Annotated in this window: 18 protein-coding genes and 1 tRNA gene; 8 read left to right on the forward strand and 11 right to left on the reverse strand. The window is 70.8% G+C overall.

The window, feature by feature from the left end; all coding sequences use genetic code 11:
• Positions 1–9 precede the first annotated feature (9 nt).
• Together Vlu01_RS12765 and Vlu01_RS12770 are read right to left on the reverse strand one after the other, a co-directional pair.
• Complete coding sequence (locus Vlu01_RS12765; protein WP_203998152.1) at positions 10–1,038, reverse strand: ABC transporter permease; 1,029 nt, start codon at positions 1,036–1,038, stop codon at positions 10–12.
• Between the two features lie 656 nt (positions 1,039–1,694).
• A tRNA-Ser gene (locus tag Vlu01_RS12770) sits at positions 1,695–1,781 on the reverse strand.
• Positions 1,782–1,856: 75 nt separating this feature from the next.
• Here Vlu01_RS12770 and deoD point away from each other — a divergent pair.
• The 3 genes from deoD to Vlu01_RS12785 all read left to right on the forward strand — a co-directional run bounded on the left by deoD (position 1,857) and on the right by Vlu01_RS12785 (position 3,784).
• Positions 1,857–2,564 carry a purine-nucleoside phosphorylase gene (gene deoD, locus Vlu01_RS12775; RefSeq protein ID WP_203998155.1) on the forward strand — a complete coding sequence of 236 codons (708 nt, stop codon included), beginning with the start codon at positions 1,857–1,859 and terminating at the stop codon, positions 2,562–2,564.
• A 132-nt stretch (positions 2,565–2,696) separates the two neighbouring features.
• Positions 2,697–3,335 carry a TetR/AcrR family transcriptional regulator gene (locus tag Vlu01_RS12780; RefSeq protein WP_203998158.1) on the forward strand — a complete coding sequence of 213 codons (639 nt, stop codon included), beginning with the start codon at positions 2,697–2,699 and terminating at the stop codon, positions 3,333–3,335.
• Positions 3,332–3,784, forward strand: a complete 453-nt coding sequence (locus Vlu01_RS12785; protein WP_203998161.1) for an acyl-CoA thioesterase — start codon at positions 3,332–3,334, stop codon at positions 3,782–3,784. The genes Vlu01_RS12780 and Vlu01_RS12785 overlap by 4 nt, the downstream gene beginning before the upstream one ends.
• A 10-nt stretch (positions 3,785–3,794) precedes the next feature.
• Here the strand turns inward: Vlu01_RS12785 and Vlu01_RS12790 are convergent, their stop codons facing one another.
• From Vlu01_RS12790 to Vlu01_RS12805, 4 genes are all read right to left on the reverse strand, one after another.
• Positions 3,795–4,277 carry a nucleoside deaminase gene (locus Vlu01_RS12790; RefSeq protein WP_203998291.1) on the reverse strand — a complete coding sequence of 161 codons (483 nt, stop codon included), beginning with the start codon at positions 4,275–4,277 and terminating at the stop codon, positions 3,795–3,797.
• A 145-nt stretch (positions 4,278–4,422) separates the two neighbouring features.
• The gene (locus Vlu01_RS12795; protein ID WP_203998164.1) at positions 4,423–4,953 is read right to left on the reverse strand and encodes a tRNA adenosine deaminase-associated protein; all 531 of its coding nucleotides are present in this window, start codon (positions 4,951–4,953) and stop codon (positions 4,423–4,425) included.
• 131 nt (positions 4,954–5,084) lie between these two features.
• A complete protein-coding gene (locus Vlu01_RS12800; protein ID WP_203998167.1) occupies positions 5,085–5,252 on the reverse strand; it encodes a hypothetical protein in 168 nt (55 codons plus the stop codon).
• A gap of 87 nt (positions 5,253–5,339) precedes the next feature.
• On the reverse strand, positions 5,340–5,699 hold the full coding sequence (locus Vlu01_RS12805) for a hypothetical protein (RefSeq protein WP_239095869.1): 360 nt from the start codon (positions 5,697–5,699) through the stop codon (positions 5,340–5,342).
• 107 nt (positions 5,700–5,806) lie between these two features.
• Here Vlu01_RS12805 and Vlu01_RS12810 point away from each other — a divergent pair, with 107 nt between their 5' ends.
• The 3 genes from Vlu01_RS12810 to Vlu01_RS12820 all read left to right on the forward strand — a co-directional run bounded on the left by Vlu01_RS12810 (position 5,807) and on the right by Vlu01_RS12820 (position 10,709).
• Positions 5,807–6,505, forward strand: a complete 699-nt coding sequence (locus Vlu01_RS12810; RefSeq protein ID WP_373307371.1) for a M23 family metallopeptidase — start codon at positions 5,807–5,809, stop codon at positions 6,503–6,505.
• A gap of 159 nt (positions 6,506–6,664) precedes the next feature.
• A complete protein-coding gene (locus tag Vlu01_RS12815; protein ID WP_203998172.1) occupies positions 6,665–9,577 on the forward strand; it encodes a glycosyl hydrolase in 2,913 nt (970 codons plus the stop codon).
• 73 nt (positions 9,578–9,650) lie between these two features.
• Positions 9,651–10,709: a PHP domain-containing protein gene (locus Vlu01_RS12820; RefSeq protein WP_203998175.1), complete on the forward strand. Its 1,059-nt coding sequence runs from the start codon at positions 9,651–9,653 to the stop codon at positions 10,707–10,709.
• A gap of 25 nt (positions 10,710–10,734) precedes the next feature.
• Here Vlu01_RS12820 and Vlu01_RS12825 read toward each other — a convergent pair whose 3' ends face one another.
• On the reverse strand, positions 10,735–11,715 hold the full coding sequence (locus tag Vlu01_RS12825; RefSeq protein WP_239095862.1) for a DMT family transporter: 981 nt from the start codon (positions 11,713–11,715) through the stop codon (positions 10,735–10,737).
• Positions 11,716–11,832: 117 nt separating this feature from the next.
• Here Vlu01_RS12825 and Vlu01_RS12830 point away from each other — a divergent pair, with 117 nt between their 5' ends.
• Positions 11,833–12,432: a Uma2 family endonuclease gene (locus Vlu01_RS12830; RefSeq protein ID WP_203998181.1), complete on the forward strand. Its 600-nt coding sequence runs from the start codon at positions 11,833–11,835 to the stop codon at positions 12,430–12,432.
• A gap of 49 nt (positions 12,433–12,481) precedes the next feature.
• A complete protein-coding gene (locus tag Vlu01_RS12835) occupies positions 12,482–14,152 on the forward strand; it encodes a DUF885 domain-containing protein (RefSeq protein ID WP_203998185.1) in 1,671 nt (556 codons plus the stop codon).
• Between the two features lie 145 nt (positions 14,153–14,297).
• On the opposite strand, the gene pgfA is transcribed toward Vlu01_RS12835, so the two are convergent.
• From pgfA to Vlu01_RS12855, 4 genes are all read right to left on the reverse strand, one after another.
• A complete protein-coding gene (gene pgfA, locus Vlu01_RS12840; protein WP_203998188.1) occupies positions 14,298–15,440 on the reverse strand; it encodes a cell envelope lipid trafficking protein PgfA in 1,143 nt (380 codons plus the stop codon).
• 68 nt (positions 15,441–15,508) lie between these two features.
• Positions 15,509–16,330: a class I SAM-dependent methyltransferase gene (locus tag Vlu01_RS12845; RefSeq protein WP_203998191.1), complete on the reverse strand. Its 822-nt coding sequence runs from the start codon at positions 16,328–16,330 to the stop codon at positions 15,509–15,511.
• Positions 16,327–20,613, reverse strand: coding sequence for an alpha-(1->3)-arabinofuranosyltransferase (locus Vlu01_RS12850; RefSeq protein ID WP_239095863.1), 4,287 nt, complete (start codon positions 20,611–20,613; stop codon positions 16,327–16,329). Before Vlu01_RS12850 ends, Vlu01_RS12845 begins: the two co-directional genes overlap by 4 nt.
• On the reverse strand, positions 20,610–22,277 hold the full coding sequence (locus Vlu01_RS12855; RefSeq protein WP_203998198.1) for a substrate-binding and VWA domain-containing protein: 1,668 nt from the start codon (positions 22,275–22,277) through the stop codon (positions 20,610–20,612). Before Vlu01_RS12855 ends, Vlu01_RS12850 begins: the two co-directional genes overlap by 4 nt.
• Positions 22,278–22,459 lie beyond the last annotated feature (182 nt).

Here is a 22,459-nt window from a genome sequence, read left to right on the forward strand (position 1 = left end):
CTGCGTGCTTCAGTACTTCCGTGGCGGCTCGGCCGGTCCGGCGACCGGCACGCTCGCGGGCAGTGCCGGTTGCAGCGCCTCCAGCACCCGGCTGACGCCCAGGCCGGCGAGGATCGCCACCGCGAAGACGACCGTCGACACCCACCAGGGGCCTTCCGCGACGAGGATGGTCATCTGTACCAGGCTCAGCAGGACGACTCCCAGGACGGTGCCCGCGAAGCCGCCCCGCCCGCCGGCCACGCTCACGCCGCCGAGCAGGACGGCGCCGGCCACGAACGCCAGCTGGTTGATGTCGGTCGACAGGGTTGTGCCGCCGAGCCGGCCGGTGAGCAGGACTCCGGCCGCGCCCGCGATCAGGCTGGAACCGCCCAGGCCGATGACCGCGCCCAGCAGCCGTGCGCCGAACGGCGACGGCGGCTCCCCGGCGACGACCCGGTTGCCGCTCAGCGCGCGCCGCACCGCCGGGATCGACCACACCACCGCGCCGCCGATCGACAGCAGGAGAAACAGCACCAGCCACCCGGCCGCGGCACCGTCGGACCGGATCCAACCTTCCTTCGCGAGCCGCTGCGGACCGCCGCTGCCGGTGGCGGCGAGCAGGATGCCCTGCGCCAGCGCCAGCCCGCCCAGCGACACCGCCCACCCGGGCGCCTGCAGCAGCCCGGCGACCAGGCCCATCCCGAGACCGATGAACGCTGCGGCGGCGATCGCGGCGACCGCCGCGACGACGACCGGGGCGCCAGCGTCGAGCACCTCCGCGTACGTCAGGCCGGCGAGGGCCGCGACACCGACGACCGCGAGGTTGGGCGTGGCGGTGCGCAGCGACAGTGCGAAAGCGGTCGCCAGCAGGCCGGCGGAGGCGATGTTGAACATCAGCGGCGACAGCCGCGACCCGTCTTGGGAGTACCACACCACTGCGGCGACGACGGTCAGCGCCAGCAGCACCGCCTCCCAGACCAGGTGCGGCCGAAAGGAGCCACCGGAACGGGACGTGGCCGGTCCGGCGGGTGCCAACGGTTGTGCAGGCGTGAAGACCACAGCGATTCCTCCCTTGTGCGGACGCTGACACTAACCCGCAGTGCAACGCAGATGCACGAGCCCGCACACCTAGGGCGGGCCGGGGTCGAGTGCTCAGCTCTGGCAGCGCGCTCTCCCCTATCTCCGAGATCAGGACTGTGAGATTCCTATTGATCACTCCCCGCATCCCTCCACTGTAGGTAAAAGTGCCCTATCATCATCTGCACGTGCATATGCACGTGCACGCGGAAGGATCTTGGGACGCTGGCCGTCGCGCAGGAGCAGGCCAATGGCCGGAAAGCGCGACGGCACCCGCTGCAACGGGTGCCGTCTTGGGATCTCCCATCAGAAAGGATCTCCGCTTATGAGGCTACGTCAGCCAAACGGCCAGCAGTATCCCGAACCCGACGTCTCGCTACGAGTTCTGGTCCTTCTGGCTGTCGCCGCCCTACTCGGCGTATTGGCGTGGCAGGTGCCAGCGACTGTCAATCCGATGCTCATAGCCGTTGCGACCTACGCGGTTCTGGATCGCCTGACTGATCGCAGGCCAGACAACCGTTAGGTGGTCGACGACCTATCGGGGCACGGATCGCAGGACGGCGAAACCAAGTGGGGCGACGGTTGACAACGCCCGGCCGGTCCTCACGGACCTGCCGGGCGTTGTCGCTGTTCAGGAGCGGTGGCGGAGGGATTTGAACCCTCGGAGGGCGTAAACCCTCACACGCTTTCGAGGCGTGCTCCTTAGGCCGCTCGGACACGCCACCGCCGACGAGGGTACAGGACCACAGGTTCGGACGCCGAACCGGTCCCGGCCAGGCCGACCTGGCAGGATCAACGCCATGAGTACGCACATCGGCGCGAAGCCGGGCGAGATCGCCGAGCGGGTCCTGATGCCGGGCGACCCCCTGCGGGCCAAGTGGATCGCGGAGACCTACCTCGAAGGCGCGAACTGCTACTCGACGGTCCGGGGCATGCTGGGCTTCACCGGCCGCTGGAACGGCGTCGAGGTTTCCGTGCAGGGCTCCGGGATGGGCATGCCCTCAGCTTCGATCTACGCCCACGAGTTGGTCAACGAGTACGGCGTGACGTCGCTGATCCGGGTCGGCTCGTGCGGCGCGCTCAGCGAGGATCTCCAGTTGCGCGACGTGATCGCGGCGATCGGGTCGTCGACCGACTCGAACATGAACCGGATGCGTTTCGACGGGCTGATCGACTACGCCCCGGTGGCCGACTTCGGGTTGCTGCGTACCTCGGTGGAGGTGGCCGAGCGACGCGGCATCGCGATGCGGGTCGGGCCGATCCTGGCCGCGGACGCCTTCTACACCGACCGGCCGGACCTCTACGACAGTCTGGCGCAGTACGGCGTGCTGGCGGTGGAGATGGAGTCCGCCGCGCTGTACACGATCGCGGCCCGGTTCAAGGCCCGTGCGCTGACGCTGCTGACGGTGAGCGACCACATCAAGACCGGCGAGAAGACCACCTCACAGGAGCGGGAGCAGACCTTCAGCCAGATGGTCGAGATCGCCCTGGACACGATCATCGCCTGATCCGGTCAGGCCCACGGCACGACGTCCCGTCACCCTCGTGAGGTGGCGGGACGCTCTGTTTCGGCGTCGGTGTGACTACCCCCACGCGATAAATGTGTACGACCGGTCGGTCTTATACCGTAGTCTCGCCGCATGAACGTCGACGGCCGGCTCGCCCGGGGTGAGCGCACCCGCAGCGCCGTGCTGGACGCCGCCGTCAGCCTCGCCTCCGCCAGCGGCCTCGACGGGCTCTCCCTCGGGCATCTGGCCGAGTCGCTCGGCGTCAGCAAGTCCGGCCTCTTCGCGCACTGGCGATCCAAGGAGGAGCTGCAGCTCGCCACCATCGACCGGGCCGTCGCCCAGTGGCAGGAGCTAATCATCGCTCCGGCGCTGCGCACCCCCCGGGGCGTACGCCGGATCCACACCCTGCACGAGGCGCGGGTCGACTTCTACGCCGCCCGGGTGCTGCCCGGCGGCTGCTTCTTCGCCACCACCGAGTTCGAGTTCAACGCCCGGCCCGGGGCGGTCCGCGACCGCCTCGCCGAGGTCTTCGCCGCCTGGACAGGCTTCCTGGAACGGCTCGTCGCCGAGGCGGTCGAGCTCGGCGAGCTGCCCGCCGGCACGGATGTCGCGCTGCTGGCGTACGAGATCGACGCGTACGGCATCGCCGCCGCCATGCGCTCCCGACTGCTCGACCCGGAGGCCACCTACCGGCATGCCCGTCTCGGCGTGCTGAGTCGCCTGCGGGCGCTCTGCCCCGATCCCACCCTGTTACCGGAAGGCCCGTCATGAGTCACGCAGTCGTCGAACCGCCCGCCGTCGAGTACGGCCACGTCGAGCAGGCCATGGTCCACTTTGACGACCTCGACGCCCTCGGCATCCTGCACAACGCCCGGTACGCGCTGCTGCTGGAGCGGGCACTTACCGCGTACTGGTCCGACCGCGGGGTCGCCTACCAGGCCGGACGGGCCAGCTCGCCGGACGTGTTCCACGCGGTACGCGAGTTCACCATCAGCTACCTCGCTCCGGTCACCGGCACCGGCCCGGTCGCCGTGCACTTCTGGCTGGAGCATCTCGGCACCAGCAGCGCCCGGTACGTCTTCCGCTTCCACTCACTCGACGGCACCACGACGTACGCGGAAGGACACCGAACCGTCGTCCGTCTCGACCCCGCGACCCTGCGACCCGCCCCCTGGACCGACACCGCCCGCGCCATCGCCACCACGCTGCTCCGCTCCTGACCCCTCGGCGTCAGCGGAAGAAGGCACGCAGGACTGCGGCGTTCTCGGTCTCCAGGACGCCGCCGTACACCTCGGGGCGGTGGTTGAGCCGGCGGTCGCGCAACACGTCCCAGAGCGAACCGGCGGCACCGGTCTTGGGTTCCCAGGCACCGAAGACCACAGTCGAGACCCGGGCCAGGACCAGCGCCCCGGCGCACATCGTGCAGGGTTCGAGGGTCACCACCAGGGTGCAGCCGTCGAGCCGCCAGCGGCCCAACTGCTGGGCCGCCCGGCGTAACGCGAGCACCTCGGCATGTGCGGTGGGGTCACCGGTCAGCTCGCGTTCGTTGCGACCGATCGCCAACTCACGGCCGTCGGGCCCGTACAGCACCGCACCCACCGGCACGTCGCCGTCCGGGCCGGGCTCGGCGAAGGCGTCACCACCAGCCGAGGACGCCACATCCTCGGCCTCGGCCGCCGGGCCGGTCACCGCGACTTCGAGGGCGCGGCGCATCCAGAGTTCGTGCCGCTGTCGCCGACCGCTACCGGTCGGGTCGGCCAGTCCTTCGTCCGCCCCCGGCCCGTGCCGGGCAACCGAACCGGGCGTGGGTTGCCCCGGTCGGACCGTCTCCAGCGCCGGGTCGGTCACGTCGAACGGTTCAGACCTCACGCAGTTCCTCGACGTCGTCGACGCAGCCCAGCACCTGGCAGACCTCGGCGGTGACGTCGGCCGGCATCATGCCCTCGTGGGCGCAGAGGGCCAGCAACCGCTGCGCGGGAATCCCCAGGTCGGTCAGGAGATCCGCCTCGCCCACCGGGTCCGCCTCCGGATCGACGGCCGGCTGATCGCCGTCTTCACCGTCACCGGTGGTGGTCGTGCGCGCCTCCTCGCTGTCGTCGAGCCCGGTCACCGACGTCTTCAGGTCACCGACCAGCAGCGCCCCCAGCCGGGATTCCTCCGCGTACGCCGAGTCGGAGCCGAAGACCCGCAGGTCCTCGCCCTCGTCGAGGCGCAGGATGACCAGGTAGGTGTCGTCCGCCTCGACGAACAACAGCGACAGGTCGGCGTCCGGGGCGACATCGCGGAGCCGGTCGGCGACCTCGTCGATGTCGGCGGCACCCCGCAGGTTCAGATCGGCGGCCGTCCAGCCGCCCTTCTCGCGCACGACGGCCGCAGCGAAGTACGACACGGTTCCCCCAAGTTGCCTCGGCACAGCACTCGCCGATCCGTTACGCGTGCACGTTAGCCGGTCGGGTCGGCAGGCGACCGGTCAACGCCCCGAAGGGCCGGTCATTCCTGAGGAAAGGAGTTCCAATCCGCTCAGCTGGCGAGGCGGCGCCGAGTGGCGATCAACTGGCGGAGCCGCTCGGTGCGGGCCCGCTGTGGCCGTTCGCGTTCGCGTACCGTGCGCGCGTCCGCCAACTGCGCCAGAAGCTGAAGGCGGCGACGGCTGCGATCGGGATCCAGCCGCGGAGTGGTCCAGGCCATACCGGGAGGGTGCCGAGTTCCGGCGATCCAGTCAAGACGGGTTTCGGTGTCCGTGCGACAACGCACCGCAGTCGCCGCCGAGGGCGTTCACCAGAGCGGCCAGTCGCCGCTGCTCAACCAGCGGGTGGCGACCGCGACGGCAGCGAGGCTCCACCCTCCGGCGGTGACGATCGCGATGCCGGCGGCCACCCCGCGGTCGCCATGTCTCACCAGCGCCAGGGCCGCGAGCCAGGCCAGCCCACCGGCGATCAGCGTCCACCAGACGTATCCGACGAGGCCGCCTCCGAGCAGGCCGAAGAGGACCAGCCAGACGAGAGTTCCGACCGCTCCCGCCGCGACACCGGCACCGCCGACCGGGTGCGGTTCACGGTAGGTGGGGCGCGGTGGCCGCCCGGAGGGAAAGAGGCCGGAAGGGTTGTACGGCAACACCGGTACCCACTCCTCCACACGCTCGGGACGCTGCGCTACCACCGTATCGAGTCTGTCAGGATGGCCGGATGGTTCCGCTGACGATCGGACGGCGGCGCGCGTACGCCGTGTTGCTGCTCGTGTCGATGCTGGCGGCGGGTGGCTGCGGTGCGCCCCCAGCGCCGACGGGTGCCGACCCGACGGCCGCGACCAGCCCGACCCCGGCGGCGGCGACCACCGGTGGACCCGCCGCGACCACCACGACGCCCGACATCGCGGATCAGCCGGCGGCGACGGCGTCACCGACGCCGCGCAAGGGCCTGCCCCACGTCTTTCCGGTACGCGCCAGGAAGGCGTCGTACCACCCGACCCATTCGGCGTACCCGGGAACGGACATCTTCGCCGACTGCGGTGAGCCGGTCGTCGCGGTCACCGACGGCACGATCGGTGAGGTCAGCCGGCGCGACCGGTACGACAAGCGCGGCCCGCAGGGGCCGTACAACGGTGGCCTGTCGGTGTCGGTCATCGGCGACGACGGAGTGCGCTACTACGGCTCGCACCTGACCGAGTTGGCCGAGGGCATCGACGCGGGGGTGCGGGTCCGCGCCGGCCAGCGGCTCGGCACCGTGGGCCGGACGGGCAACGCCAACAACGTCTGTCATCTGCACTTCGGCATCTCCCCGCCGTGCCTGGGCGAGGACGGCTGGTGGATCCGACGCGGTGTGGTCTGGCCCGCGCCCTATCTCGACTCGTGGCGCAAGGGCGGCAACCGGGAGCCGGCGGCCGAGGTGGCCGCGTGGCATCGTGAGCACGGCTGCCCGAGGAAACCGCCCGCCCGTCGGTAACCGCGTCATCCGCGTTTCATCACTTGGAAACATTGACGCAGGTCTCGCCGGTGAACTACCGTCCGTCGTATCAGAGAGCGCTCTCTCAGAGAACTAAGCTCACAATCCCGACGAAGCGCGCTGGCCGGCGGAGCCGGGCCGGCACGCGTTGGAGGAAAGATGCGACCTCCCGTCCCACGCCGCCCACACCATCGGATCCTGGCTGCCACCGCCGCCGCGACCCTCGTCCTTGGCGGGTTGGCCGTCATCGCCGGTTCCGCCGCGCAGGCCGCGCCGGTCGGCGCCGGCAGCTACACCACCACACCCGTCGGCCCGCTCCCCGGCGGCTGCGGAAACCTGACCACCAACCCCCGGCAGTACGCCACCAGTGCCGCTCCCCCGGGACCGGTACCCACCAACGACTGGTGGTCCTCGCTGCTGTGGAAGCGCCTGAACTGCTCCTTCAGCGAGCCGTTGCACGCGCATCCGGTGTCCTACCAGCCCGTCACCGACGGGCTCGGCTTCTCGGCCACCTCCACCCCCACCATCAGCGGCACCGCCACCGGAGTCGGTGAGTTCAAGTACCCCTACGTCGAGGACATCCGGGTCGGCGTGGCCGGACTTGCCGCCCCCAACGCCTTGGTGGACGACTGGACGGACTGGACGGTCACCCCGTACTGGAGCGACGGGGCCCGCACGATGCGCGCCACCATCGGTCACGGCCTGCCGCTGGCGTACTTCCGCACCAGCGGCGGCGACGCGGTGATCAACGCGACCGGCGGCAGCCCCACGGTCTGGTCCAACAACGGAAGCAGGATCGGTTTCACCGTCCGTGGCCACGACTACGTGGCGTACGCGCCGACCGGCGCGACCTGGACCGTCAGCGGCAGCCGGATCAGCTCCAACCTCGGCGGACGCGGCTACTTCAGCGTCGCGCTGCTACCGGCCACCAGCGACGGCACCGCCCGCACCCAGCTCGCCGGCACCTACGGTCAGTACGCGCACGCCCACGTCACCGGCACCCGGGTCAGCTACACCTACAACGCGACGACCAGCCGGTTGGAGACCCGGTACGCCTTCACCACCACGCCTCGTGAGGGCACCGAGACCCGGACCGTGGTCAGTCTCTACCCGCACCAGTGGCGGGCGTTGTCCGGCGCGACGCCGATCACGCCGACCTACCCGTCCGCCCGGGGGCGGATGAAGGTGGTCACCGGGGTCGGCGAGTTCCGCACCTCGATGCGGTTCAATGGCGTACTGCCCGAGCTGCCCGCCGTCGCCACCAGCGCCGGGGCCGACTCGACCACGCTGCGGCAGCACCTGGCGGCGGTGCGGAACAACCCGATGGACCAGCGGGGGAACGACACCTACTGGACCGGCAAGGGGCTCGGCCGGGCGGCCCGCATCGCCGAGATCGCCGACCTGGTCGGCGACGCCGAGACCCGTACCTCGGCACTGAACGCGATCCGTTCCACCCTCAACGACTGGCTCACCGCCTCGCCCGGCGAGACCGAGCGCCTCTTCTACTACAACCAGCAGTGGGGCACGCTGATCGGCTACCCGGCGTCGTACGGCTCCGACCAGGAACTCAACGACCACCACTTCCACTACGGCTACTACATCGCGGCTGCCGCGACGCTTGCCAAGTTCGACCCGAACTGGGCGCGGCAGGAGCAGTACGGCGGCATGATCGACCTGCTCATCCGGGACGCGAACAACTACGACCGGTCCGACACCCGCTTCCCGTACCTGCGCGACTTCGACATCTACGCCGGGCACGACTGGGCCGCCGGGCACGGCGCGTTCGCCAGCGGCAACAACCAGGAGTCCTCGTCGGAGGGAATGAACTTCGCCAACGCCCTCATCCAGTGGGGGCAGGCCACCGGCAACACGGCGGTACGCGACGCCGGCATCTACCTCTACACCACCCAGGCAGCGGCGATTCACGAGTACTGGTTCGACGTCACCGGAGAGAACTTCCCCACCGCGTTCGGGCATTCCAACGTGGGCATGGTGTGGGGCGACGGCGGCGCGTACGCCACCTGGTTCAGCGCCGAACCCGAGATGATCCAGGGCATCAACCTGCTGCCCATCACCGGCGGGCACCTCTACCTGGGCCAGCACCCGAACTACAACTCGGTCAAGTACGCCGAACTCGTCCGCAACAACGGCGGCGAACCGACCGTGTGGCAGGACATCCACTGGCAGTTCCTCGCCCTCGGTGACGCCGACGCGGCCCTGACCAAGCTGCGGGCCAACCCCGGTTACACCCCGGAGGAAGGCGAGAGCCGGGCACACACCTTCCACTGGGTCCGTAACCTGGCCGCCCTCGGCCGGGTCGACACCGGGGTCACCGCCGACCACCCGCTGGCCGCGGTCTTCAACCGCAACGGCGCCCGCACCTACGTGGCCAGCAACATCTCCAGCTCTCCGCTGACCGTCCGCTTCTCCGACGGTACGCAGCTGACTGTTGCGGCCGGGCGCACCGCCACCAGTGGGGCGCACACCTGGAGCGGTGGCAGCGGCGGTGGGGGTACGTCCCCGACCCCGACGCCGACGCCCACCGCGACCCCGACCCCCACTCCCACTCCCACGCCGACGCCGACGCCGACCGATCCGCCGTCCAGTTCACCCGTGCGCTACCTGCTGTCAGGGGGCGGTCTGGGTGCGTCCGCCTCCGCTGGCACGACCAGCGTGGCCAGCGCCGCAGGCGCGAACCACGACGGCACGCCGCGCAACCCGGTGGTCTTCACCGCGACCGGGCTCAACCTCAACCACAACGGCGGGCAGACCGCGTTCGACCTCTTCCTGGACGCCGGCTCAGCGGTCGGCAACGGGGTGCAGGCCCGCGTCTCGTACGACCTGACCGGTGACGGCAGTTGGGAGCGGGTCGAGACGTACCGCTACTTCGCCACCGACCCGGTGCCGGGCTGGGAGCACTACACCCAGGCTGCTGGACTGCACTCCAGCAGCGGCTCCCTCGGCAACCTGCGTGGCGGGACCGTCCGGGTGGAGGTGTGGTCCGCCATCGGCAACCACCCCACCACCCTCGGTGTCGGTGACCGTTCCCTGGTGCGGCTGCCGTACGCCTGATCCCGCACCGTGATCCGCCCCCGCGCCGCCGGTCGTGCCCCGACCGGCGGCGCGGACGCGTAGGTTTGCCACCATGCGGGACCCCATCGCCGACCTGCGCCGGATCGCCTTCCTGCTGGAGCGGGCGAACGAGGCCACCTATCGGGTACGCGCCTTCCGCTCGGCGGCCAAGGCGCTGGCCGGGCTGCCGGCCGAGGAGGTGGCCGAGCGAAGCCGCGCCGGCAAGCTCACCGAGCTTCCCGGGGTCGGTGACGTCACCGCCCGCTGCGTGACCGAGTCGCTGGCCGGCGAGGAACCGGTCTACCTGCGCCGGCTGGCCGCCACCGAGGGCACCGACCTGGACGCCGAGGCCACCGCCCTGCGTACCGCCCTGCGCGGCGACTGCCACACCCACTCGGACTGGTCCGACGGTGGATCGCCGATCGAGGAGATGGCGCTGGCCGCCGTCGAGCTGGGCCACGAGTACCTGGTGCTGACCGACCACTCGCCCCGGTTGAAGGTGGCCCGGGGACTGACCGCGGACCGGTTACGCCGGCAACTCGACCATGTGGCACGGCTCAACGAGGCGCTGCCGGAGGGGTTCCGCATCCTCACCGGCATCGAGGTCGACATCCTCGCCGACGGTTCGCTCGACCAGGACGAGGAGTTGCTGGCCCGGCTGGACGTGGTGGTCGGTTCGGTGCACAGCGGGCTCAACGACGACCGGGCGAAGATGACCCGCCGGATGCTGGCCGCCGTCGCCAATCCACACCTGGACATCCTGGGCCACTGCACCGGTCGGATGGTCACGTCGCGACCGGCCGGGGTTACCGGTCCGGGCGATCGGGGGCACCGCGTCCGGACCCGGCCCGAGAGCGACTTCGACGCCGACGCGGTCTTCGCCGCCTGCGTGGAACACGACACCGCCGTGGAGATCAACTCACGCCCGGAGCGGCAGGACCCGCCGAAGCGGTTGATCCGGCGAGCGCTGGAGGCCGGTTGTCGGTTCGCCATCAACACCGACGCGCACGCCCCGGGGCAGTTGGACTGGCAGCGCTTCGGCTGTGAGCGAGCCGCGCGCTGCGGGGTGCCCGCCGACCGGGTCGTGAACACCTGGTCGGCGGACGAACTGGTCGCCTGGACGCACGCCTGACGTCGGCCGGGACACCCGCCCTTGATCAGGGGGCGGCCGGCTCGACGACGGGTGCCGTCGGGGCGCCCACGCCCGGTGCCACCCGGCGACGCGGACGGCCGAGCAGACCCTGTGACACCGCGACGCCGAGCAACACGATCAGTGCGCCGACCGGCTGGTGCCAGGTCAGTCGCTCATTGAGCACGACCGTGCCGATCAGCACCGCGAACACCGGGACCAGGTAGGTCACGGTGGATGCGGTGGTCGCTCCCACGATCCGGATGTTCCGCAGGTGGATCACGAAGGCGAGCCCGGTGCCGAGCGCGCCGAGCGCCAGCACGGCCGCGAGCACCCGTGGCGACAGCGCGGTCGGCAGCGGCGGCGCGCCGGCCACCACCGGCGCCACGATCGCGAGCTGTACCACCGCGGCGATCAGTTGTGCCGCCGACAGGGACAGCCCGGACAGGGCGCTACCTGCGATGAACTTCTTCTGGTACGGAATGGCCAGGCCGTAACAGGCGGCGGCGGCGAAGCACATCAGCTGGCCGACGAAATGTGTTCCGCCGACGCCCTGCCAGACGCCGAGGACCACCATCACCCCGGTGAAGCCGAGCGTCAGCCCGATCGCACCGCGTGCGGTCAGCCGCTCGGTGCGGAACACCAGCACCGCCAGCGGCAGCACGACCAGCGGGGCGGTCGCGTTCCAGATGCCGGCGAGCATCGACTCGACCCGCTGCTCACCGTAGCCGAACAGGGTGAACGGCAGCGCCACACCGAAGGCGGCGATCACCGTCAGGTGACCCCAGACGCGGGGGTCGCGGGGCAGCCGGTCGCGCAGCACGGCGAGCACCACCAGCAGGGTCAGCGCGCCCGCGCCGACCCGGTAGAGGGTGAGGTGCAGCGGGTGCAGCTCGGCCACCCCGACCTTGATGAAGAGGAAACTGGAGCCCCAGATCGCGGCGAGGGCGAGGAATCCGGGCAGCCAGCTGCGCAGCGCCGGCTGGTCAGGGGCGAAGGTGCCTGTCACTCCTGACACTCTGCTCCTCGGGTACGACATTGTCCCGCGGTTTTCGGCCGCCGTGTCGCGCGCCACAGAAACCACATACGCTGACGGAGCGTTGACCGGCCGAGGAGGTGTAACACCATGGCGATGCCGATGCGCTTCGACCCACTCGTCGACCTCGACGGCATGTGGACGACCCAGTTCGCCGACCGCTACCTCCCGTTGCCTGAGCTACCCGATGCGCGTTACGAGTGCATCGACGGGAGGTTGGTCATGACGCCCGCCGAGGTCGGCACGAACAGCTACGGCGAGCTGAGGCTCGCGCGGCTGCTCTCACCCGCTGCCGAAGCTCACAACTTCTACGTCTTCGGTCAGGTGAACCTGACCTTCTCCCCGCAGCGGTGGATCCAACCGGATCTCACCGTGCTGCACGCGCTGCCGAAGACGGACGAGGAGGATCGCTGGATCCCGGCCCACCTCTGCACCATGGCGGTGGAGTTCGTCTCCCCCGGCAGCCCCCGGCAGGACTTCGTCGACAAACCCATGCGGTGCGCCGAGGGGCGGGTGCCGTATTTCATGCGGGTGGAGATCTCGCGCCGGCTGCGGCACGCCGCGGTGGAGCTGTTCACCCTCGGCCAGTTCGACGGGTACGACACGCTCGCCAAGGCGGTCAGCGGTGACCGGTTACGCGCCGACGAGCCGTTCCCGATCGACTTCGATCCTGCCGACCTGCTGCCCTGACCGGGTCGACGACATCATCTAGACGCCCGCCTCGCGTAGGGTGCGCAGCGTGGGCAGAATCGACGATCTCGCGAACCGCTTCGTCGCCGACTGGGCTGCGCTGAGCCCGACCGGCGCCACCTACGTCGGCATCGCCGGCTATGACGACAGGCTCGACGATCTGTCCCCGGACGGGTACGCCGCGCGTGCCGACCTGACCCGACGCACTCTGGCCGAGATCGACACCATCGAGCCGGAGTCGGAGGCCGAGCGCACCGCGCAGGAGGCGATGCAGGAACGCCTGGGCCTCGAACTGGACCGGTACGCGGCCGGGGAGACAACCAGCGAGGTCAGTGTCATCACCAGTGGGCTGCACGAGCTCCGGATGGTCTTCGACCTCATGCCCACCGAAGGCGAGCAGGCACGGGCCAACCTGGCCGCCCGGCTGAACCTCTTCCCGAGCGCCCTGGAGGAGTACAAGACCACGCTGCGGGAGGCGGCCGCCGCCGGGCAGGTCAGCTCACGTACCCAGTTGATCGAGGTGGCCAAGCAGTGCGACGCCTGGGTCGACCCGGAGGGTGACAACGTCTTCCACGGCCTGGTCGAGCGGCTGAGTGAGGAGAGCACTCTCGGCTCCGAGCTACGTCGTGGTGCGGCGGCGGCCACTGCGGCGACCGCCGAGTTCGGGCAGTTCCTGCGTACCGAACTCGCCCCGCTCGGGCGGGAGAAGCAGGCCGCCGGCCGCGAGCGCTACGAGTTGGCCTCGCAGTACTTCCTCGGTGCCCGGATCGACCTCGACGAGACGTACGCCTGGGGGTTCACGGAGCTGGCCCGGCTGGAGGCCGACATGCGGACGGTGTCCGCCCAGATCGCGGGTCCGGGTGCCACCATCGACGAGGCCGTGGCGGCGTTGGACGCCGACCCGGCCCGCATCATCCGGGGGCGGGACGCCTTCCGCGACTGGATGCAGGAGCTGGCCGACCAGACGATCAGTGACCTCAACGGCACTCACTTCGACATTCCCGAGCAGGTCCGGCGTATCGAGTGCATGATCGCACCCACCAGCGACGGCGCCATCTACTACACCGGTCCCAGCGAGGACTTTGCCCGTCCGGGTCGGATGTGGTGGGCGGTGCCGTCGGGTTTGACGGACTTCTCCACCTGGCGGGAGGTGACCACGGTCTACCACGAGGGAGTCCCAGGGCATCACCTCCAGATTGGTCAGACGGTCGTCCGGGCCGAGTTGCTCAACCGCTGGCAGCGGCTGCTCTGCTGGGTTTCCGGGCACGGCGAGGGCTGGGCGTTGTACGCCGAGCGGCTGATGGACGAGTTGGGCTACCTGGACGATCCGGGCAACCGGCTCGGCATGCTGGACGGTCAGGCGCTGCGGGCGGCCCGGGTGATCGTGGACATCGGCATGCATCTGGAGCTGCCCATCCCCAAGGACAACCCGTTCGACTTCCATCCCGGTGAGCGCTGGACGCCGGAGCTGGGTTGGGAGTTCCTGCGCGCGCACTGCCGCGTGCCGGACGAGATGCTGCGCTTCGAACTCAACCGCTACCTGGGATGGCCGGGACAGGCACCGTCGTACAAGGTGGGCGAACGGATCTGGCTTCAGGCGCGGGAGGAAGCGAAGGCCCGTAAGGGCGCCGACTTCGACCTGCGAGAGTTCCACCGGCAGGCGCTCGATCTGGGCGGGCTCGGTCTCGATCCGCTCCGCCGGGCCCTGGCCCGGCTCTGACACCTGCCGGGAAAGGACCGGGTGCGCCGCGCTGCGGCGTGTTCGACATCCGGGAGCCCGGCCGCTCCCGACACGTTTGTGGGGCGGGCCGCTCCCGACACGTTTGTGGGGCGGGCCGCCCGGCCCGCCCCACAAAACGCTGGTGCTACTGCTTCTCCGACTCGCTCTGCGCTGCCCGCTGACTCGGCACCGTGGACTCCTCGGTCTTCCAGTTGGTCGAGGCGGGCGGGATCTCGTCGGACAATGGTCCACCCTCCCGCGCGTCGTCGCGCACCGGCGGCTGGTCGACCCGGGTCGGTGCCGGGTCCGCGACGACGGCGTGCCGGCCCACGGTGCCAGGGGTGCGGTCACGCGACACCAGCAGCCCGACGATGATCAGCACCAGGCCCAGCACGGCGACTCCGATCGGTGCGAACACACCGAGGATGGTGAGCTGGCTCCGGCTCGTGTTGGCCCGGTCCACCGAGGACGCCACGGTCTCGTCGTTGTAAACGAAGTCGGCGTCCAGCAGCGTCACCGGGGCGCCGCCGCTCGGCACGAGCACCTTCTTCTGCTGCTCCCGGACCTTCAGGTAGGAACCGGTGACCGGGTCGACCCAGACCGTACGGGTGTTGCTGTAGACGACGTCACCGGAGGTCGATCCCGGGGCGAGCGCACCGAGCAGCAGCGCCACCCGGTCAGTGGCCAGCGGCAGCTTCTCGTCGGTGATGACCTGCTCGTAGCGGTACGCCTCCAGGCCGTTGATGTCCTCGGTGCCCTTGAACTCGGAAATCCGGGTCTGCCGCAGATCCCGGTCGAAGACCTCGTAGTTGTCCTGCGCCGAGTTGAACGGGAACTTGTAGATCTGGCCGGCGAACGCGACCTTCTCCGGGGTGCCGCTCTCGTCGAGGTACTGCTCGTTCCACTCGACGGCCGCCCCGGAGACCCGGTCCAGTGCCAACTCAGCGCCGTACGCGCTGACCAGTTCCTTGGTGTCGGTCCGCTCGACGGTCTGGCCGACCCGCCAGACCACCGCGTCACCGGCGAGGTCGCCGCTGAGCGCCGCGGTCTTGGCGCGCTCCGGGGTGACCTGGATGGTTGACCTCAGGTCGCCCTGGTTGATGGCCACCGCGCCGTTGGTGATCTGCAGGAACGTCGCGCCGCTGGCCTCGGCCACCGACGTCGCCGGCTCCAGGTCGTAGGGCAGTTTGGTCATCGCGGGCTTGACGACGAACACCAACCCGGCGGCCAACGCCAAGAGCAGTACCCCGCCGCCGAACAGCACGGCACCCACGGCGCGGTGCTTCATGTTTCCTCCCTGAGGAGCTCAATTGCGTCGATGTCAATGGGTGAGATGGCCGCGAGGTTACTACCTAGTCACATTGCCACGCGACCCCCGGTCAGCTCTGTTTTCTCCACCGCTCCGGCCTGCCGCTCACCGGTCCGACGCAGTACGAGCACGAAGTTCCATGCCGCCACCTCCCGGACGCCGGGCACCCGGATCACCCAGCGCGCCCACCACGGGTGATAGCGGGGCAACGCGTCCAGCACCTGGACGTCGCCGTTGCTCCGCGCCCACCGCAGCGTGTCGGAGATCGAGACCGGGAACAGCGTCTCCCGGAAGCGGTTCTTCGGCGGCCGTCCCATCCGCCGTTCGTAGCGACGGCGGGCCCGGTTGCCGCCGAGGTAGTGCCAGGGCGCGGTCTCGTGGCCGCCCCAGGGCGACAGCCAGGGCGTGTACGACACGAAGATCAGCCCACCGGGCCGGGTCACCCGCACCATCTCGTCGAGCATCCGGGACGGCTCGGCGACGTGCTCGACGACGTTGGACGAGAACGCCACGTCCACGCTGCCACTGCGAACCGGCAGCGCGGTGCCGCTGCCCCGCAACATCCCCGCCACCGAGTCGCCGGCGGCGGAGAAGTCCCCGACGTCCGGATCCAGCCCGACGTAGTGGGCACCGGCCCCGCGAAAGGCTGCCGCGAAATACCCCGGACCGCCGCCCACGTCGAGCACCGTTCGACCAGCCAGATCGGTGTAACCGGACACCTGGCGTACCGAGTCTGCGGCCAGCAGACCGTAGAAGCGGTCGGGGTCGGTCTGCTCCACCAGGAACGCCCGGAACAGGGCCACCGACCGGCTCAGCGAGGCGAAGCGGCGACGCTCCGCCCGCCGCGTACGGTCGTCCGCTGCCGTCACCGCGTCACCGTCCCGTCCTCGTCCCTGCCCACAGCCGCGTCCGGCGGCCCACCGGACGTGCCCGGCGTCACATCATGCGTGATGATCGGTTCGGTGTGTCCGCCGGGGACCGGAACAACCGCGGCGACCACCGCTCCGATCGCGACCAGCATCGCTGCCTGCACCCACGGTCCGTACGCCCAGTCCTGTCCGTGGCCCTGCAACCGACCGGCCACGGCGGTCACCGTGGCCACGGTCAGCCCGCCGAGCACCACCACCGGCAGGGCCCGTACCGCCAGCTGCCGCAGCAGCATCGCGGCCAGCACGATAGCCACCGGTAGCACTCCGCCCAACGCGGCGAGCAGCACCATCAGCAGGGCACCGATCAGCCAGGCGGGAGCCTCGGCCGCGATAGCGTCCGCTTCCTCACCGGTCGCCGTCCGGCGGCGTACCGGCCAGACAGCCAGGGCCAGGACGCCGATCGCGGTCGCCGCGCCGACCGCCAGACCACTGCGGTAGGCCTGGTCGGGAGCGAAGACGAGTCGGACCTCACCGCCGGAGCCGGCCGGCAGCACCCACGCCTGCTGCCACCCGTCCACTCGGGAGCGGACCAGCGGCTCCCCGTTGAGACTGGCCGTCCAGCCGGCGTTGGCGTTCTCCGGCACCACCAGCAACGCCCGTTCACCGGCGGCGACCCGCACCGTCCGGTCGGTCGCGGCCCAGTCGAGCACCGTGACTTCCCGGTGGCGGGGCGCGGCGCTCACATCGTCCTCTGGCCGTAGGGACGCGTCGTGTACGACGAAGCCCTCCGACGGTGCGGTGGCCAGCCGGTGCCCGCCCGCCGGCAGGTCCAGCACCCCGCCGTCCTCGCCGCAGACGCGGACCGGCACCGGCCGTCCGGCCGACACGTCCGCCAGACTGGCGGAGACCGAGGTTTCGTAGCGGAGGCCGTCCAGTTCGACGGTCGGTCCGTCACCGCAGCGTTCCACCACCCGGGTGTCGGCGTCGATCGGGTTCAGCAGGCTCGCCAACGCCGGAATCTCCACCTCCGCGATGCCCGCCGTAGCGGGCCAGCCATTGCCCCGCAGATCAGCCAACCGGTGTTCGGTCTCCCGCACCACGATGTCGAGCCGGTCGGTACGCACCGCCGGGAAGCGGACGGTTCCGTCGGCCTCGACCGGCACCCGCACCTCGCGGCCCGGCGTGTGGATCTCCACCTGTCGCGGGAGCGAGCCGATCGGCGACTGGCTGCCCCGCAGCCGCAACCGGTCGATGCGACGCTCGCCGGACCAGCTCAGCTTCAACGTCGGGCGTAGATCTTCGGTGCCGGCCAACCAGGCCGTCCCCGGGTCACCGTCGATCGCCGCATACGCGGCCACCGCCGGGTCACCGCGCAGGCGGGACGACGAACTGGCCCGCACCTTCGTACCGGCCAACGTCAGCTCACCGCCCGCACGCGGCACCACCGACAGTTCCAGCCGATATGTGCCGGCCGCCGGATTGCGGAACAACCGGTCCAGGCCCTGCGGCTCCTCACCGACCCGGGCCAGGAAACGGTCGCAGCGGATCACCGTGCCGTCCGCCCGGCTGGACGTCCCACCGGAGCCGCCGTCGGGCAGGTCCGTGTCGCTGCGCGGCACAGGATGGCACGCCGGCCGGTCCGCCGAGCCGCGGCTGAACGCCCAGCTCACCGGCGTTGACACCTCGTCCGGCAGATCTGTCGGGACGCGCAGGGCACGGCGCGGTTCGCTGCCCGGAATGGACAGATCCTGGATGCCGACGCCGCCGTCGAGGCGGCCACCGGCCACCGCCAGCACCGTCACCCGGATCCGGCTGGTGGAGCCCGGCAACGTGTAGTACGAGTGGCCGCCCAGGGTGGTGGCCACCTCGTGATCCACCGAGCCCCGATCGGTGGTGAGCCGGAACCGGGCCACCGGCCAACCCACCGCCAGATCGTTGACGAAGGCGAGCCGCACGCTGTCGACCTGACGTGGGGTGTCCAGATCCACCTGGAGCCACTGCCCGACCGGCCCGGCCAGCGGCGCCGTGTGCCAGGCTGTGCCGTACTCCCCGTCGACGGCGGCGAACGGCAGGTGTGAGGGGTCGGCCGGGCCGAGGCTGTCGACGAAGCTCGCGGCCGAGGATGCCGTCACCTCGCGGATGCCCTGGTAGGTCGCGGTCGTCTGGTGCTGCTCGCCGGGGAAGGGCAACACGTCGAGGGCGACGCGGCCCTGTCGTCCCGCCTCGTTCGCGGTCAACGTCTGGGAGAGGTTGTCCCGGACTCGACCGATGTCACGCTCCCGGCGACGCAGACCGTCCGTGACGATCCACCGGTCGCCCACGGCGTCGTCGAGGGATTCGTCCCGGTCGCCGGCGAGCACCACCGGACGGTCCCGTTCCACCACCCCCTGTTCCAGCAGGGGAAGCAGCGACTCCGGACCACCGCTGACCGTCGGCACGTCGGCGGTCAGCACCGCCGACGCGGCCGGCACCGGCCGCTGCACCTCGTACACCTCGATCGCCGGTGGTGAGCCGGTGCCGTCGTCCACCGGGCTGCCGAGCGTCCGGGACAGTGCGTCGGTCGTACCGAAGGTGGCCACCAGGGCGATTCCCGGCGAGTCGGCCAACGCCCGACGCAGCACCGTCACCGGCGGCGCATCCACCTGGGTCCGGTCGATGTCGTTACGCAGCAGCAGGTGCCGGAAACCGGAGCGGGCCAGCAGGTCAGCCAGGCCGGTCGAACCCCGGCCGCTGGCCAGCACCTCCTCGACGGTGTCCATCATCCGGGTGTTGCCCGCCGAGCCCAGCGGGACCTGGTGGCGGACCGCCCACGGCGCTTCGGCAAGCGCCTGCAACGGCTCGTCGACGGTGCGTCCCCAGTCGTACTGCCCGAAGCCGGAGCCGGGAACCACAAGCGTGCGGGCCAGCGCGTCACGGTCGCCCAGCCAGGTCGCCGCCGATCGCCAGTGCGGCGGCAGGTCGGACCAGCCCGGACCGGGACGCAGCAGGCCCAGCCAGGCCGGTGCGGCAGCCCCCAGCACGAGCAGCAGCACCGGGGCGAAGACCAGCGGACGCAGCCGGATCCCGGGCCGCCGCCGGGCCACGGCCCGATGCATCCGAGTGGCCACCGCGTCGACGCCGTGCGCGAAACCGAGCATCAGCGGCAGCCGCAGCACCGGGTCGAGCTTGTGCACGTTGCGGAACGGCGCCAACGGCCCGTCCAGCAGGTCGCGAACCAGTTCGGAGATCGGGCTGTCCACCGCCCCGACGTAGCCGATGGTGAGCAGGGTCAGCCCGGTGAGGAAGCCGGCCACCAGGAAACGCCGCTGGGGCAGCAGATTGCCGGCCAGCCCGGCCAGTCCGATCAGCGCCACCACCGCGGTGAGCGCCATCAGCACCGGGTGGTCGATCAGCAGCCAGCCCGCCGGCCACCACGGCTCGCCCTGCACGATGTACGCGACCCACTGGTTGGTGCCGCGTACCGCCTGGAACAGCGAGGCCACGGCGGTCGTCGTGGTGGACGACTCGATGTAGTCGAGGAAGGGGAGGCTGTACTGGCCGAGCAACAGCAGCGGCACGATCCACCACAGGCAGACCCCGATGACGCAGACGCACCACCAGGCGACCAGACGCAGATGCTGGGCGTCCCAGCGTCGGGTGAGCAACCAGACACCAGGGAGCAGCAGCGCCATCAGCACCACCGCGGCGTTGATCCCGCCCATGCCGAGCACAGCCAGGGCGGAGAGCGCGGCGGCGCGACGTGGCGAACCGATCCGACGTACGGTCACCAGCGGCAGCAGCACCCAGGGCAGCATCGAGGCGGCAAGCGTTTCCGAGGAGAGCGCGCCGACCTCGGTGAGGATCCGCGGGGCCAGTGCGTAACCGAGGGCCGCCGCGTACCGCGTCGGCTCGGTGCCGATGTTCAGCGCCCGGGCCAGCCGCAGCAGACCGTAGAAGGCCGCGGCCAGCAGCAGTGCCGTCCACAGCCGCTGCGTGATCCACGGCGGTACCGCCAGCCACTGCCCGACGGCGAAGAACGGTCCCATCGGGAACAGGTAGCCGTACGCCTGGTTCTGCAACTCTCCCGAGGTGGCTTCCGGGTTCCACAGGTGCAACGCCCGAGCCATGAAGTGCAGCGGGTTCGCGGCCAGGTCGAGTTTGGTGTCGAAGGTGACCTGACCGGGCCGTTGGCCGAAGGCGATCGCGGTGAGCAGCAGCAGCGACAGGACGGTGCCCGGCGAGCGGCGCAACCGCGAGAGCACGGTGCCGGGCGAGCGGCGCAGCCGCGCCGACACCCCCGTCATCGGCGGCACTCCGGAGGCAGGCAGCTCAGGTCGGCCAGCGCGGAGAAGAAGATGCGCCGTATCCCGCTCGGCTCCTCGGTGACGAAGACCCGCCCGCCGGTGACCTTCGTGATGGCCTTCAGCTCCTCCGGGTCGATACCCGCGCCGAGCCCGATGAAGATCATCGGCAGGGGGCGGCGTGGTTCCTGCAACCGCTTGAGTTCGGCCAGGAAGTCGGCCCGACCGATGGTGTCGTCGTCCTCGTTGCGTCCGTCGGTCATCACGAGCACCAGGTTGATCCGCCCCGGGGTCCAGTGGCGGCGCGCGTCGCGGTACGCGGCCAGCGTGCTGTCGTACAGCCCGGTGCCGCCCTGCGGTTTGACCCGCACCTCAGCCAACGCCTCGGTCACCTGTCTGCGCTGATCGCCCAGGGGGCGTACCGGCAGGATCTCCCGGTAGTCGCGGTCGCCGTCGACCTTGGTGGAGAAGACCCAGATGCCGAGTTCGCTGTTGTCGAGCAGCAGCGCGGCACCCTCCCGAGCGGCCCGCTTCGTGGCGTCGAGTCGGGTGCCACCGGCCGGCACCGGCGCGGCCATCGACCCGGAGATGTCGAGCAGGGTGAGGATCCGGGCGCTGCGCTGCACGCCACTCCAGCCGGTCAGCACGTCGCTGACCGTCTCCTCGGCGGGCAGCGGCACCGGTTGGCGTTCGTCAGGCCGTAACCGGCCGTCCTCCGGCATCGCCGGAGGGAACCCGGCCGAGGTCCGGAAACCGTAGCCGGCGAACACCTCCCGGGCCTCGCCGGTCAGCAGTTTGTCGAGGAACGCGCCACCGGCGTCACGTGCCCGGCCCTGCGCACCGGGCAGCACCACGTACGGCAGGTCGAGCCAGGGCACGTCGACCTCGGGGTACGCCGCGACCAGCTTCCCGGTGGCCGCCAGCGCGTTGTGCTCCAGCACCGCCTGTTCGGTGGCAGCCACGACGTTCGCCCGGCCGGGCAGGTCCCGGTTCGGGGTCAACGAGTTGGTTTCCTCGGCCGGGCTGAAGGTCCGCTCGGCGAGGCGACGCAACGTCGCCGCCACAGTCGCGGCCGAGTCGCGGTTCTCGTCGGCCAGTGCGCGGGCACCGAGCAGGGCGCCGACCCCGGCCGGGTCAGCGGCCGGATCGGGCAGCCCGACCTGGACCGTTCTGGCCCGGGTACCCAGCAACGACGCCCAGTTCAGCGACTTGTCCGGCCAACCGGATCGACGTGCGACGCGCTCGTTGACGGCCAGCACGACCGGGGTGCTCGCCACCGACGTGCCCTGTGCGGGTACCTCGAACGCTCCGGCGGCACGGGCCCGACGCAGCCAGAACGTCGACTCGGGCAGCCAGGCGTCGCCGACGTCGCCCTCGTTGGCGAGTTCCCGGGCGACCACGGCCGACGGTCGGGCCTGCACCTCGACGGAAACACACGGTTGACTTCCGGCGTTGGCTCGGGCCACCCGGTCGAGCGCCGGTGCGATCACCGGTGCGGCAACCACGCGGAGTCGAACCTGTTCGATGCAGGTCGGGGTGCCCCGATCGGCTCGGATGTACGCCACCGCCGCCCAACCGGCCAGCAGCACCACCAGTGCGGCACTGAGCAACACCACCGGTGAGCGGCGGGACAGGACGCGCGTCGGCGCGGGACGGTCGGCACCCACCGCCGCCTCACCTCCTCGTCACGCCCGCGACGATGTCCCACCGCAGGTCACCACACCTGCCGCGACATGCTCGGCCACCAGGCACCGGGCATCGTACGCGGTCGCGCTGCACACCCTGCCAAGGTTTCCGCCCGTCAGCAAACCCCTCAGCCACGACCCGTTACCGGATCGTCGCCGCCAAA

The sequence above is a fragment of the Micromonospora lutea genome (genome assembly GCF_016863535.1).
In the GTDB taxonomy this organism is placed as follows: Bacteria; Actinomycetota; Actinomycetes; order Mycobacteriales; family Micromonosporaceae; genus Micromonospora; species Micromonospora lutea.

Excerpts from the sequence above, each read along its gene's own strand:
- deoD (WP_203998155.1), top strand. The coding sequence starts at position 1,857 with ATGAGTACGCACATCGGCGCGAAGCCGGGCGAGATCGCCGAGCGGGTC.
- Vlu01_RS12800 (WP_203998167.1), bottom strand. The coding sequence starts at position 5,252 with ATGGCCTGGACCACTCCGCGGCTGGATCCCGATCGCAGCCGTCGCCGC.
- Vlu01_RS12810 (WP_373307371.1), top strand. The coding sequence starts at position 5,807 with ATGCTGGCGGCGGGTGGCTGCGGTGCGCCCCCAGCGCCGACGGGTGCC.
- pgfA (WP_203998188.1), bottom strand. The coding sequence starts at position 15,440 with ATGAAGCACCGCGCCGTGGGTGCCGTGCTGTTCGGCGGCGGGGTACTG.
- Vlu01_RS12820 (WP_203998175.1), top strand. The coding sequence starts at position 9,651 with ATGCGGGACCCCATCGCCGACCTGCGCCGGATCGCCTTCCTGCTGGAG.
- Vlu01_RS12780 (WP_203998158.1), top strand. The coding sequence starts at position 2,697 with ATGAACGTCGACGGCCGGCTCGCCCGGGGTGAGCGCACCCGCAGCGCC.
- Vlu01_RS12785 (WP_203998161.1), top strand. The coding sequence starts at position 3,332 with ATGAGTCACGCAGTCGTCGAACCGCCCGCCGTCGAGTACGGCCACGTC.
- Vlu01_RS12830 (WP_203998181.1), top strand. The coding sequence starts at position 11,833 with ATGGCGATGCCGATGCGCTTCGACCCACTCGTCGACCTCGACGGCATG.
- Vlu01_RS12790 (WP_203998291.1), bottom strand. The coding sequence starts at position 4,277 with ATGCGCCGCGCCCTCGAAGTCGCGGTGACCGGCCCGGCGGCCGAGGCC.
- Vlu01_RS12850 (WP_239095863.1), bottom strand. The coding sequence starts at position 20,613 with ATGACGGGGGTGTCGGCGCGGCTGCGCCGCTCGCCCGGCACCGTGCTC.
- Vlu01_RS12815 (WP_203998172.1), top strand. The coding sequence starts at position 6,665 with ATGCGACCTCCCGTCCCACGCCGCCCACACCATCGGATCCTGGCTGCC.